At 26.3% G+C, this 14,535-nt stretch carries 13 protein-coding genes; 8 read left to right on the top strand and 5 right to left on the bottom strand.

Going from position 1 to position 14,535, the window contains the following annotated elements:
* The first annotated feature begins 112 nt into the window (after window positions 1–112).
* The 4 genes from BINT_RS08170 (at window position 113) to BINT_RS08155 (ending at window position 4,059) form a co-directional block, all read left to right on the top strand.
* The gene (locus BINT_RS08170) at window positions 113–1,765 is read left to right on the top strand and encodes a phytoene desaturase family protein (RefSeq protein ID WP_148258786.1); all 1,653 of its coding nucleotides are present in this window, start codon (window positions 113–115) and stop codon (window positions 1,763–1,765) included.
* A gap of 106 nt (window positions 1,766–1,871) precedes the next feature.
* The gene (locus tag BINT_RS08165) at window positions 1,872–2,372 is read left to right on the top strand and encodes a DUF2147 domain-containing protein (protein ID WP_014488098.1); all 501 of its coding nucleotides are present in this window, start codon (window positions 1,872–1,874) and stop codon (window positions 2,370–2,372) included.
* A gap of 320 nt (window positions 2,373–2,692) precedes the next feature.
* Complete coding sequence (locus BINT_RS08160) at window positions 2,693–3,400, top strand: hypothetical protein (RefSeq protein ID WP_014488097.1); 708 nt, start codon at window positions 2,693–2,695, stop codon at window positions 3,398–3,400.
* Between the two features lie 149 nt (window positions 3,401–3,549).
* On the top strand, window positions 3,550–4,059 hold the full coding sequence (locus BINT_RS08155; RefSeq protein WP_014488096.1) for a DUF2147 domain-containing protein: 510 nt from the start codon (window positions 3,550–3,552) through the stop codon (window positions 4,057–4,059).
* A 64-nt stretch (window positions 4,060–4,123) separates the two neighbouring features.
* Here BINT_RS08155 and BINT_RS08150 read toward each other — a convergent pair whose 3' ends face one another.
* The 3 genes from BINT_RS08150 to BINT_RS08140 form a co-directional block, all read right to left on the bottom strand.
* The gene (locus BINT_RS08150) at window positions 4,124–5,050 is read right to left on the bottom strand and encodes a DMT family transporter (protein ID WP_014488095.1); all 927 of its coding nucleotides are present in this window, start codon (window positions 5,048–5,050) and stop codon (window positions 4,124–4,126) included.
* Between the two features lie 75 nt (window positions 5,051–5,125).
* Entirely contained in the window at window positions 5,126–6,262 is a 1,137-nt protein-coding gene (locus BINT_RS08145; protein ID WP_014488094.1) for an MFS transporter, read from the bottom strand.
* A gap of 243 nt (window positions 6,263–6,505) precedes the next feature.
* A complete protein-coding gene (locus BINT_RS08140; RefSeq protein WP_014488093.1) occupies window positions 6,506–7,276 on the bottom strand; it encodes an HAD-IIA family hydrolase in 771 nt (256 codons plus the stop codon).
* Window positions 7,277–8,125: 849 nt separating this feature from the next.
* On the opposite strand from BINT_RS08140, the gene BINT_RS08135 reads away from it, so the two are divergent.
* From BINT_RS08135 to BINT_RS08120, 4 genes are read left to right on the top strand one after another with little or no spacing between them, the layout of a single operon-like run.
* Window positions 8,126–10,102 (top strand): lysozyme inhibitor LprI family protein, encoded by a 1,977-nt coding sequence (locus tag BINT_RS08135; RefSeq protein ID WP_041177350.1) that lies wholly within the window; start codon window positions 8,126–8,128, stop codon window positions 10,100–10,102.
* Window positions 10,103–10,104: 2 nt separating this feature from the next.
* On the top strand, window positions 10,105–11,274 hold the full coding sequence (locus BINT_RS08130; protein ID WP_014488091.1) for an O-antigen polymerase: 1,170 nt from the start codon (window positions 10,105–10,107) through the stop codon (window positions 11,272–11,274).
* Between the two features lie 46 nt (window positions 11,275–11,320).
* Window positions 11,321–12,004, top strand: a complete 684-nt coding sequence (locus BINT_RS08125; RefSeq protein ID WP_041177348.1) for a hypothetical protein — start codon at window positions 11,321–11,323, stop codon at window positions 12,002–12,004.
* Window positions 12,005–12,012: 8 nt separating this feature from the next.
* Window positions 12,013–12,690 (top strand): hypothetical protein, encoded by a 678-nt coding sequence (locus BINT_RS08120; RefSeq protein ID WP_014488089.1) that lies wholly within the window; start codon window positions 12,013–12,015, stop codon window positions 12,688–12,690.
* 80 nt (window positions 12,691–12,770) lie between these two features.
* On the opposite strand, the gene BINT_RS08115 is transcribed toward BINT_RS08120, so the two are convergent.
* On the bottom strand, window positions 12,771–13,775 hold the full coding sequence (locus BINT_RS08115) for an aldose epimerase family protein (protein ID WP_014488088.1): 1,005 nt from the start codon (window positions 13,773–13,775) through the stop codon (window positions 12,771–12,773).
* A 278-nt stretch (window positions 13,776–14,053) separates the two neighbouring features.
* Entirely contained in the window at window positions 14,054–14,449 is a 396-nt protein-coding gene (locus BINT_RS08110) for a secondary thiamine-phosphate synthase enzyme YjbQ (RefSeq protein WP_014488087.1), read from the bottom strand.
* Window positions 14,450–14,535: the final 86 nt, after the last annotated feature.

The raw sequence follows: 14,535 nt of genomic DNA, 5'->3' as shown, positions 1-14,535 counted from the left end.
TACGCATTTTTTATAAAAAACGCTTGTATTTATCTCTGTATTTGTTATATTATATATATAAGCGAAAACAAAGAAAAACGCTTATAACTAGAAATAAAAACAATTATTAAAAATTATAAAGGAGTATATAAATATGACTAACAATAACAAATACGATATAGTAATAATAGGTTCAGGATTAGGAGGATTAACTTCAGGAGCTTATTTAGCAAAAAAAGGAAAGAAAGTTTTAGTTTTAGAAAGTCACAATATAGTTGGCGGATGTGCCACAGTATATAAAAGAAAAAATGTTAAGTTTGAAGTAGGTCTTCATGAAATGGATATGGCTAAAAAAAGCAGAGATGGAAAATATCCTATATTAAAACAATTAGGTATTTATGACAGAGTTGATTTTGTTAAATTGCCTCAAACTTGGAGAATAAAAACAGAGTCTACAGATTTAGTTATACCTGAAGGCTATCAGAATGTTATGAATACATTAGAAAAAGAATTCCCAGAGGAGAAAGGCGGTATTAAAAAATATTTCGGCGGGCTTTCAAGAATGATGTATATGATAAGAAGACTTCCTTATGACTTGAAGTTTTTTGATTTCTTATTTTATCCTATAACAACATTCCCAATGAATTTATATCATTTATTTACACAAAAGAAACTTGGAAATGTTTTGGATTCAATCATAAAAAGTGATAAGTTAAAAAGGATATTAAATATTAATATAACTTACTATCATGATAATCCTTATGAATTTACTTGGTATTATCATGCTTGTGCTCAAGGCGGATACTATAATCAAGCTTGTTTTATCAAAGGCGGAAGTCAAAACTTATCAAATGCTTTAGCTGATATAATAAGAGAAAACGGCGGAGAGGTGAGAGTTTCTTCAGAAGTGAAAAAAATAAATGTTAAAGGAAATATTGCTGAAGGTGTTACTTACTTTGACAAAAGAGCAAAAGAGGAAGTTACAGTGAATGCTGATTATGTAATAGCTAATGCTGCACCTAAAGTGGTATATGATGAGCTTCTTCCAAAAGGATATGAGGATAAGAGAATAAATAAACTTAAAAACTCTGTATCATTATACACAGTTTACATAATATTTAAGAAGAAATTTACAGAGCTTTATCCTAACAATGCATACTCTACTTTTATAAGTACAGAAAAAATGTTGAATACTCCATTTAAAGAAGATGCTAAAGGACAAAGAAACATACCAGTAGAAGATAGAAACTTTGTATTTGTTGATTATTCTACAATAGATAGCGGACTTGTAGAAGAAGGCGATGAACGTTCATTTGCGGTATTGACAGGGCCTTCATATTTAGATGAATGGAAAGATTTAAGCGATGAAGATTATAAAGCTAAAAAGAAAGAATTAGCAGAAAAATTGATAGACAGAGCAGAAAAGCATTATCCGGGATTCAGAGATAATATTGAGTATTATGAAGTTGCTACACCAAAAACAATAAAGAGATATATTAAAACTCCAGAGGGTACAGCTTATGGATTTGTTCAAGATGGTTATTTGAAAAAAAGCCGTTCTGTGAGAGTATCTCCTACAGTTAAGAATTTACATTTTGCTAGTGCTTGGGGATTTCCCGGCGGCGGATTTACAGGTGCTATAATGAGCGGATATTTAGCAGCAAGAAATATATTATTCCCTATAAAGCCTTATATAGTGTTGAGAATACTTCTTTGTTCAGCATTCGGAACTGCTGTGGGTACTATACATCACTGGCTTCCTGCTTTGATGAATTTGTTTAAGTAATAACTTATATATCACAGTCTTATTTTATCTTAATATTATAAGACTGTGAGTATTGAAAACATATGATAAAAAATAAAAACATATAAATAAGAAAGGAGAAATACAAATGAAAAATAAAATAATAACAATATTAATTTTTACAATGATATCAAGTATAATTGCTTTCGCACAAAATGCTGATGATATAGTAGGCTTATGGTACAGTCAGGCTGATGCAAAAAATAGAGTTTCTGTAGTTCAAGTATATAAAGAGAATAATAAATACTATGCTTATTCATTTGCCTATCAGAATTCTACTGATACTGTAAATGATGTTAATAATCCTAAAGCAGAATTAAGAAACTTGCCTTTAAAAGGACTTGTATATTTATATGATTTAGAGTTTTCAAAAGGAGAATGGAAAGGCGGTAAAATATATAATCCAGAGCAGGGCAAAACATATAATGCCAAAGCTAGTATTTCAGATAACAAGCAGGAGTTAAAAATAAAAGCTACTATAGATGGTGCAGGACTTTTTGGTAAAACTCTTACTTGGAAGAAAGTACCTAGCAATGAAGTTTCTAAATATACGCCATTAAATAAAAGTGAATTAAGAAAACTCAATTAAAAGACTCAATTAAAAATATATTATAGTCAGTGTATAGTAATTGCTGTACACTGACGGAAAGAATGCAAAATAAATATAGAAGAAATTATAAAGTTTACTAAATAAAAATAGGAGAATATTATGAAAAAATATTAGCAATTATACTCATTACAATTATAAATATACCGTTATTAGCACAAGAAGATGTAAAGCCTCAAAGAGATTTAACTGACAAGTCTGATGAAGGCTGGTATTTTTCAAACCACTTCTTAGGCAGATGGAATCACTTTGGGGCTCTATATCAAGGACAATTATTCTATAAAAAGGCTTTATTTAGAGAGATGAATAATTTCTTCTTCGCTGATTCTTATGTACTTGCCGGAATAGAACAGGAATTCAGCAGCTTTTCAAGAACTTCAGCTTATGTTGAATTTCAGCCTTTAATAGCATTGAAAATGTTATTTAAGTTTACTTATGAGGCAGGACTTGCCGATCCCGGAAGACCTGTTTTAGTTGATGGTAATACCAAAGAATTTAATCATGCACTTCCTCCATTTACAGGGCTTAATCCTATGAATAAAAAACCGCAGTATGTGGGAGGAAATACAATATATGTTCAGTTCGCTCCTACACTTACAATGGGAGGACCTGCAGGACCTGGTTTAATAGCTTTAATATATACACCTTATATAAATTATGTTAGAGCCTTTGGTGTAGACAAAAATGAATATGTTTATTTAGCAAGAGAATCCATAGTTGTAAAGGCTGAAGATGTATATTTCAATCATGATATAAAATTGGGATACAGCATGAAAGAATGGGGTATGTCTTTTGCTATCAATACAACAATAGAGCATATGCTTTCTTCTAGCAAAGATTTATACAGAGTAGGTTTATTTGCTGCTTATTCTTATAAAAAGGCTTTAAATAGTGTGCCTAGTCTTTCTCCATTCGTCAGCACTAAAATAGGTACTTGGCTCATTGAAAAGCATGCACAATATAAGTTTGTTATACAGTTAGATGCTGGTATAGAGTGGAAATTTCATTAATACATACATTTAATTACTGAATACTTATAAAACTTGCAAAGATTTACATTTCTTTGTAAGTTTTATAAAATAATTGCTATAAATATTTTACTAAAAGCTAAAACTTATGTTTTATAATACAAATAGTATTTGACAAATTAAGGTAAATCATGAAGAAAAAATTTTTATTTGTTTCAGCATTACTAATGCTTTCAGTATTAGTTTTAAATGCTCAAAATGTTAAAGCTAATGATGTGGTAGGCTTATGGTATGCTGAAAAAGATTCTCTTGGAAGAATACCTGTAGTAGAAATTTATGAAGAAAATGGAAGATATTACGGATATTCTTTTGCTTATAAAGAGCCATATAATGGACCTGATAGTTTAGATGAAAAAAATCCTGATCCTGAACTTAGAAAACTTCCATTAAAAGGTTTAGTTTATATCATGGGATTAGTTTTCGATAAAAAAGAATGGAATGGCGGAAAAATATATAATCCTTATGATGGAAAAACTTATAACAGTAAAATGTCTATAGATAAAGACGGCAAACTTGTTTTAAGAGGCTCTATTGATAAAGCAGGACTTCTTGGTAAATCTATGAAATGGACTAGAGTTCCTGATTCTGAAAAATCAAGATTTACACCTCTTAAAAAGTCTGAATTAAGAAAATTTAATTAATATTTCATAAATGTATAAACTATTTTTTATAACAGTAGGGGAAGCTTTAATTAGTTTCCCTTTTTTATTTTCTATTTTTTATTTTATCTGCTATTTTATCGCCTATGCTGCTGTATATTATACCTATAAGTATTAATATTCCGCCTAGTACTTGAGATAATAATAATTTCTCATTTAGAAGTATAACAGCCTCTAAAGATGAAAAGAAAGGAACAGAATCATATATTATAGCTCCTTTTATAGCACCTATTTTAGCAATAGCTATATTCCAAAATATAAATCCTAATGCTGAAGGAAAAACACCCACATATAAAAGTATTAATCCTGTTTGCATATTTAAAGCATGAGCATTATTAGAAATATATAAATATATCATTGCCGCCATTAAAGGTATAAATCCTATGATAACCATAAGATAAAAGAAAATATGATGAGGCATTTCTTTAGGTTTGATTCTTAGAATTAAAGTATATATTGAAAATATTATAACGGCTATTAGCATATAAAAATCACCTATAGCAAATTGAAGTTTCATTAGAACTTCTATGCTTCCTTTAGTGATTAAAATAACAACTCCTATTATTACAGCTAATAATCCTATTTTTTGATATATACTTAATTTTGTTTTCCATACAACTCTGCTTATTAATGCTATTACTATAGGAGATAAAGTGGCAAGCAAAGACATATTTGTAGCATTACTCGTATGTGCTGCCATATATACAAATGTATTAAACAGAGTAACACTTAATATTGAGAGTATTATAACTTGTATCCATATTCCTTTTATGTACTTAATAGTTTCTAATAGTTTTTTTATACAGAATGGAGTTAATACCAAAAAAGTAACTAACCATCTGTAAAAAGAAATTTCTATTGGAGTTAAGTTTACAAGAAATCTAGCAGCTACAAAATTACCGCTCCATATAATAACTGCTAGTATTGCGAATATATAACCTACATTATTATTTGATTTACTATTTTCTGACATAAAAAAATCCGTAAAAATTTAATGCAAATATACTATTATAAATTTTATTTTTTGCAATTATTTTTTATTATTTTGTTATTTTTTATATCTATTTCCCATATAATAAATAATTGAAATTACAGCAGATAATAAAGAAATTACAGCAAGTACAATGTATGCTATATTTATAGAGTACATATCTATTAATTTACCAGTTATTATAGGGAATATAAAAATACCGAATGAATATGTAGATTGGAAAAATCCCATTGCTGATGATTTCTTATTTGTATCTATTTCTTTTATTGATTCGCTTGTTAATAAAGAGGCTAGTATTCCTGAAGAAAAACCTCCAAAACTTTGAGAGACTATTATAACATATACATTATCGCTTAATATTACAGTAATACAGTATAAAGCCATAACAACAAAAAATATTGGTATATACTTCTTTATATTGTTTTCATTTTTTATTCTGCTTGGGGCAAAGGCTCCTAATATAGCAAAGAACATACCTGTTATTGATGCCATACCTACATTTTGATCACTTCCGCCAAGTTCTTTTATTCTATTTAAAGTGAATGATACAATAGCTGCCATCTGTATTCCCTGCATTACTATAGCAAGCACTGAAAATATTACTAATCTTTTATTTTTGATAACGGATAATAAGCCTTTTATTGATAATTTTTTACTGCTTTTTCTATCTTGAAGAAAAATACCCAATATAAAAACTAATACTCCTGAAACAGCACTTACATAAAGAAGAAATTTCATTCCGAATTTATTATAAGAAAAAGCTGCTATTAAAAATGCTAAAAACATACCGGATACACTTGCAACTAAAGATTTGCTTGTAGCTTTATATTCTTGGCTTTTATCAAAATAAGAGGCATATAAAACCATAAATACTGTCCAAATTGAAGCTGATATTCCGCATAAAATTCCGCCCATCAAAAATCCTACTGCATTTAAATTAAACAATCTTATAATAGCTCCAAGAAAAGTGAGAATTCCAGCCAGTAATATAAATACTTTGCATTTGCCTACATAATCATTAAGAATACCAAATGTGAATTTTAAAAACACTTGTGCACCGCCGTAAACACCTATAATAATTCCTATCATAGATGTACTTATATTGATAGATGATAAATAAGGAACCTGATATGGTATATAAACATATAATGAAAGCCATAAAAGAGTCATTATAATAAATAATAAATTAGACATGAAATTATCCCCAATTTTTTTATTAAATAAAAATAAAGCCGTCTAATAAAATTAAACAGCTTTAAAATCAAATACTAAAATAATAAATTGTAATTTTTTAATCGATAAACAAATATATAATAATTTTAGTTGTTAAATAATTTACAAATAAAAAATTGAGTGTCTATCAATTTTAGCTGATAGGTATTGTAAAACAAAATTTTTTATTATAATAAAAAGTTTATCGATATCAATAATAATAAATTATAATTTTTCTATATCTATTTCTGCAACAGAATTAAATATATAATTTGGTCTGTATGGAAACTCTTCCATTATTGCTTTTGTAGTAACTCCTGAAAGTACTAAAGCCGTTTTCATACCAGCACCAAGTCCTCCCAATATATCTGTATCCATTCTATCGCCAACCATCAATGTATTTTCACTATGTGCATTTATTTGATTTTTAGCTATAGACATCATAATAGGATTCGGCTTACCTACAATATAAGGCTTTTTACCTGTAGCTGTTTCTATTGCTGCAAGTATAGGACCTACTGCAGGTATTAATTCTCCATTAGGAGCAGGGTCTACTATATCCGGATTGCAGCCTATAAATTTTGCACCTTTATTAATAAGATGCACTGCCTTTTGAAGCATATCAAAATTAAAGGCATTAGTTTTCCCAACTACTACATAATCAGGATTAACATCATTGATACTATATCCCACATTATATAATTCGCTTACAAGTCCGCCTGTTCCTATTACATAAGCAGTACCGTTTGCAAGCTGTCTTTGTAGGAATATAGCTGTTGCCTGTGCTGCTGTGAAAAAATGTTTTTCATCTAATCCGTTTACGCCCAATGATTCTAATTTTCTTTTTAAATCTCTAGGAGTTTGTTCGGCATTATTTGTTAAAAATAGAAAAGGTACATTTTTATACAATAACATTTTTATGAAATCTTCTGCACCTTCTATTAAATTATTGCCTCTGTATATAACTCCGTCCATATCTGATATTATACTAATCATTTATTACCTCTATTATTTATAAAAATTGTTCGCTAAAAGTATATTACAAGTAAACTTGTAATATGCTCACAATTTTTATTTAGTTATTTATAAAAATTGTTCGCTCGCTTTGCGTGCCTTCGGCAAAGGCTCTGTCAAGTAAACTTGCGAGAGGCTCACAATTTTTATTTAGTTATTTATAAAAATTGTTCTCTAGTTTTATATGCCTTCAGCAAAGGCTCTCTAAAGTAAACTTGCGAGAGGCTCACAATTTTTATTTAGTTATTTATAAAAATTGTTCTCTAGTTTTATATGCCTTCAGCAAAGGCTCTCTAAAGTAAACTTGCGAGAGGCTCTCAATTTTTATTTAATTATTTATAAAAATTGTTTTCTAGTTTTATATGCCTTCGGCAAAGGCTCTGCCAAGTAAACTTGTAATATGCTCACTATTTTTATTTAGTTATTTATAAAAATTGTTCTCTAGTTTTATATGCCTTCAGCAAAGGCTCTCTAAAGTAAACTTGCCATAGGCTCACAATTTTTATTTAATTACTTATAAAAATTGTTCTCTCTCTTTTGCATGCATTCGTCAAAGTATATTCTAAGTAAAATAGATATTTTCACTTACTTATATATAAAAATGCTCAATAATAAAATATTTAAAATAACTTACATACAAGTATTTACTATGAAAAATTATACATTTTTATAACCTATAAATTGTATAAATATAAAACAAAAAGTCAATTACAATTTTTTATTTTATTTGTATAAAAAGTAGTGTAGATTATAGTGCTTGTAAAAAAAGATATTTTATATATAATATACAAAAGGTAAACATGTTTTGTTGGAATGGATTATGGGGGAATTATGTTTAAGAAAATAATTTATATTATTATCTTGTTTTATGTATTAATTTTTTCAAGCTGCAGTAAAAATGAAACTATAAATAATAATTTAAATACAAATGATATCAATACAAATAATATAAATGCAGATAATTTACAGACTAATGATTATTCTGATATTGTTTATAAAAATGATAATGCTTTTTTTGATATGAAATATGTTTATAAATCAATAAGAGTTGATAAAGAAGCCTTCAGTAATATTTTGATTAGTTATTATCAAGATTCCAAGTACAGCAATATAATAAATAGAAATAAAGATTTCCTCAATAAGAAACTTGTAGGCGATAATGATATAAAAAAATATGCTATAGATTTTATATCTAATACATATCATAATCATTATAGTGATAATGTGCATAGTGATAATTCAGTTTTTTCTTATGCTTCTGAGTATAATTATGTTGAGCAAAATTTAGCTTTAAAAAAGGCTAGAGAACTTCTTTTAAGTATAAAGAATAAAGATGCAGATATTTACTTGGCTTTATTTTTATCACATTTTGCTACTGATTCTTTATATTATTTTAATGATATGCAAAATTATTTGAAAGAATGGAAAAAATTAGGTTCTACAAATATAAGTATGATGATTGGCATTGTAGGTGAGGGTAATAATATAAATAATATATATTCAAATAAAATGAAATTAATAAATTATATAATAGAAGCTCCTTCCGATTTAGGACCTGAAAAATTAGTTGCTGATGCTTATGAAAATGGTTTTTTAAGTGATATCTCAAAGGATACAGGATATTTAGATATATATAATGAAAACAATTATAATTTATCTTCTGTTATATATAATAATGATTCTAATATATCATACTTTACTGTGGCAAGAGATATAGTAAATACAAACATAATTAATAAATATATTAGAACTTATACAGGAAAAACTTTAACTAGAGATAAGATGGCTTCGCCTGTATATTATGAAAATTTTTATTATACATATAATCCTTCTTTAGATCAGAAATATGAAGATTTTGCTGATTTATATTTTCTTGAGTTTAATAAAAATACATTTATTTATTCAATTAAAGGAAACAAACTTCAAGGTGTATATTATTTGAATCCTATGTTTATAGGTAATATTAAATATGCTGATTATAAAATAGAAGAAATATTTAATTTCCATCTTGGAGATGATTCAAAATTGGAGAGTGCTAAAATATCTGCTATAAAAACAACTGATTTAAAAAATATAGCTACAAATTCACAATTTATATTAGAAGGAAAATTTGATAAAAATAAATATGCGGAATATTTAGATGATATACTTTCTTTCCCAATATATAACCCTGAATTCTTCTTATGCGATATAAATAATGATGGAAAAGATGAAATAATGGTTAGAGGTACTTATAAACATTCGGGTGAAAGGAGCGGAATAGCTTCATATACTTTACTTTTAAAAGATAATTTGGAATTAAATTTGGAAAGCACCATTGGAAAATCTATAAATGGAAGTAGCAAACAAGGACTTAATAATTTTCAAAAAATGTATTTAGAAGATGGTAAAAATAAAATACTTCTTATTGATCCTAATGCTAATACAGCACAGGATATATTTGCTGAAAATGGTGTTGTAAATGTATATGAGTTTACATACAAAACATATAAATATAATCCTAGAGTTGTTTGGAAAGGAAAAATTGTTAATGGTGTTCCTGACGGAGTTTTGAAAACAGATGCTGGATTTGATATGTATAAAGCAAAAAGTGATTCTGATAAAGCTATAGTATCAGATAAAACTTTAAGAGTGGCTGATAAACTTATGAGTGATGAATATGATAAAGAATCTGCAAGATTATCCAAAGATAAACAAGAAGAGCTTTTAGAAAAAAAACGTTCATATACAAAGGCTATTCAGGATAAGTATGGAGATATATTAGAAATAGAAAATGAAATGATTAAAATATTGGGTATAGATAAATAATAGTGAATAATGATAATGTAAATACATCTGCTTATAAAAATATAATTAGGAATTTTAATATAGCTATAGGTATTGCTTTTATATTACTAGTTTCTGCAATATATGTTACTTATATTTTTAATATTAATATTCCTCAATTAAATTCTAATACTAATTTAGCAGTATTAGAAGGTATAGCAATAGAAAGTTTTATCTATAATATAAGGATATTTTTTTCTTTTTTAATTCCTTTATCATCTTTCATATTTATATTTCTTTTTGTACTTAATCCTATTAGCATGAAATCAATATTAATATCATTTGTATTGATTTTTTTAATGGCTTTTTATTTATACAAACTTCCTTATGATATATTAGTCAATCCATTTGAGAATTTATATGCGTTCATTTCTTTAATAATAAATCTTATATCAGCAAATTTAATTATACTTTTTATAGCAGGTTTATCTTTTATAAGATATGATATAAAAAAGTTTAATGCTTTATATGATTTTTATACTATGATTACTGAAATTATAATATGGAGTTTTTTAATATTATTTGTAATTTCATTAATAGTATTTTCTATAATTGCTGTATTATATTTCAATGATAAAATAGATGCCAAGAGAATTTTTAGATTTTTAATAAGAAATGATATGAAAAATTTAAAAATACTTTTATCTGTTTTTGCTGTATTGAATACTCTTATAATCTATTTTTCATATTTATTATATAATAAAATGGTTAATACTAAATTGTCTATAAGTGTTTCAAGAGTTATCACTCCTTTGGTATCTGTATTATCTATTGTTATTATAATACTGACTTTTAGATATCATATTATAAATAATAATCATTTTAGATTTTTATTCTTATTATATATTTTATTTATGATATTTTTTATATTGAATATTTTTCTATTTAGGATAGATAAAGAACATAATAAAATAGAATATTATATATATATAATTTCAAATGTATTTGGTATTATATTTTCTATATTTTTATTGTATATATCTTTTAATCAATTTTCGTACTATTATTTTATTATATTGAATTTAATAGCAATGATTAATTTTTTATATAATATATTTGTTTCTATTATGAAAAAATACATAAAATTCATGTTTTTATATAATTTTATATATATAATATTTTTTATTATATTATTATTTATTGACTTTATATAACATTTTGCTATACTATATATATGTATGATAATATATAGGAGCTAAATTGAGAAATAGAATATTTTTAATAATTATTTTTATTCTTGTTATTTCTTTTAACTTGAAAGCTGTAAATTTGTCAGTTGGATTTACAAGCCAGTTTGGTCTTAGCGGTGCAAACACAAATGCATCAAAAGTATTTCCATCTGGATTTAGAGATTTTGATTCTGGGTTTGCATTTTCTATAGGTATTAATCAGCCTGTAGCATCTTCTATGTCTTTTTCTGTACTTCTTGATTTAGGATATTATCATGATTCATATGATTTCAGATATAATATAAATGGAAAAAGAGTAACAGAAAATTATCAATTTGATAGTTTTTTGGTAGGCGGATATGGAAGATTTAATTTTGCATTTTTATCAATAGGGGCAGGTGGCGGAGTTAAAATTCCTGGAATGGCTACATATAGAGTAAATGGATATAATATAGGGGGAAGATATAGATTTTCTTTTGGAGATTTGAATGATATATTTGAGAGTGCTGTTATACCTTATGTAAGATTTTCTCTTGATTTTAGTATATTTAATTATTTACTTATAGGTGTATATGTTAATTATGATTTTCCTTTGTACTTCCAGCATAATAATTATATGGATAATGTATTTGTTAATAAAGATTCCATTAGTGCTTTTGATATAGGAATTCAATTTGGATATTATCTTAATATTAATTTTAATAGAGATTATTAGGAGTTATTATGAAAAGGATATTTATATTATTTATCTTATTATTATCTTTTAATGCACTTTATTCTGCTGATTTTGTAGCTGGTTTTGTAGGTCGTATTGGAGGAAGCAGTGCTACTACTGACAGAAGCAAAGTATTTACATCAAATTTTAGGGATTTTGATAATTCCTTCTCTTTTCAGCCAGGTGTATTTTGGGGTTATGATGATTTCTTATCTGCAGCCTTACTTTTGGATATAGGATATAGTAAGGATAGATATGAAATTAAATATACTATAAATGGAAAAAGGGTATTGGAAAATTATAATTTTGGAAGTTTTTCTATAGGAGTATTTCCTAGATTTAATGTAGGTTTCTTCTCTATAGGTTTTGGAGGAGGAATTAAATTACCATTATCTTTGAAATATACTAAAGAAGGAGATGAATTTAGTAAAAATAGATATTCATTAGATTTTGGAGATATACAAGATGCTTTTACAACTTCATATATCCCTTATATAAAGGTTTCAGCAGATTTTCTTATAAAAATCAATAGAAAATTTATGATGTCATTAGGTGTATATGCTAATTATGATTTCCCTATTGATATAGATAAAAATGGTATATTCAAAGATTTTACAATCAATCAGGATTCTTTAGCTTCATTTGATATAGGCTTCCAAATTGGTATGTACTTTTTAAGTAGATAATTCGTTTTTCACACTGTTAATAAAATAATGAGGGCTTTATTTTTCAATATTGCCCTCTTTTTTTATTTGATTCAATTTTATTATATTAAACTAAATTTGTATATTGTTCTATGATTATATTCTCTGTCAGGATAAAGTATAATGCTTGGGAAATGATTAAAATTCAATGCACATGATAGACTTTGAGTTTCTAAACAGAATGCTTCATGTCTATTTAATATTTGATCTCTCACTTTGAAGTTATTGAAATGATTAGCTGTATAGAATAATACAGAAGGCTGAGTAGTAAATACTTCTAAAGCTATATTTGTTTTTCTTGATAATATTTTTACTCTTTGTTTATTTATATCATTATCATCAAAAATAAAACAATTATCACAGCCGTCTTTTGCTTTTATTATATCATCAACTTTCTTTAATGAAGTGAAATCATAAGGAGTATTTTTTGTTTTTAATATTTCTCCTGAAGTTATACCATTTTCATCGGCAAGATAGTATTTAGCATCTATGAACATTTCATGATCTTTAATATTTCCGCTGCCATTTAAATTAAAATATGAGTGATTCATTACGTTTAAAGGAGTTGGTTTGTCTGTAGTGGCAATATAGTCTATTATTATTTCATTTTCATCTGTAATTGTATATTTTACTATTAAATTAAGATTTCCAGGATATCCTTCTTCTCCGTCTTTAGAGACATAAGAAAATAATACTTCATTGTCCTTTTTTTGTATTGACTTGTACATTACATAAGAAAGTCCGTTTGTCCCTCCATGTGTATGATCAGGAGCTTTGTTTGCTGTTATATTATATTCTTTATCATCTATTTTAAATTTAGCGCCTAAAGTTCTTCCAGCCACTCTTCCTACTGTAGCACCCATATGTCCGTTTTTAGCCTTATCTGTATAAAACTCTATATCATCAGAACCAAATGCCACTTCTACTTCTTTTCCTTCTTTGTCTTTGAAAAATATTCCTGTTATAGTTGCTCCAACTTCTGCCAATTTTACTTTTAAGCCCTTATCATTTTCCAATGTATAGATATAAGAATTTTTTCCGAAATCTTCTTTTTTTGATCTAAACATAATAATATCCTTATAGTAATTTATTTATATATTATACATTATTTTTATTTTTTTATATAAAATATTTTTAAAATTGATTTATTTTTAATACTTGTATAGGGTATATTGACAATTTCTTTTTTATTTATATACTTTAAAATAAATATTTAAACTTACGGAGTAAATATGTGAATAATAATAGAGCTAATTGGTTCAATTGCTAACTTTATAAAAAGAAAATTTTTTACTAGTAAAGCCCAAAATACTAGAGAGGAATAAAATTATAGTATTATGTATTTTTATTTTGAAATGATCTGTACATAAACTTTTCTGTTTCTAGCACCATCGAATTCAAAAAAGTATATGTCTTGCCAAGTACCTAATACTATTTTTTTATTTTCTATTATTACTGTCAAACTAGGGGCTACCAAAGATGATAATACATGAGCCTGTGAATTACCTTCTCTGTGTTCATAATTATCATGCTGAGGTACTAATTTATTAAAAGCATTCTTCATATCAAAAACAACATCAGGATCAGCATTTTCATTTATTCCAACAGCTGCAGTTGTATGCGGTACAAATATAACAGCTATTCCGCTTTCTATATTTTCATCATTTATGCATTTTTGAACTTCTCCTGTAATATCAACTATATCGAATCTAGCTTTAGTTTTTACATTGATAGTATGCATTATAATATCCTTTTTATTATTTTGTTATATATTATATGATAATAAAATACTTGTCAATTTGATTATTTTTCTATTAATGTATATAA

It is taken from the genome of Brachyspira intermedia PWS/A (assembly GCF_000223215.1).
Classification (GTDB): domain Bacteria; phylum Spirochaetota; class Brachyspiria; order Brachyspirales; family Brachyspiraceae; genus Brachyspira; species Brachyspira intermedia.
This window is presented reverse-complemented; position numbering and strand designations above follow the sequence as displayed.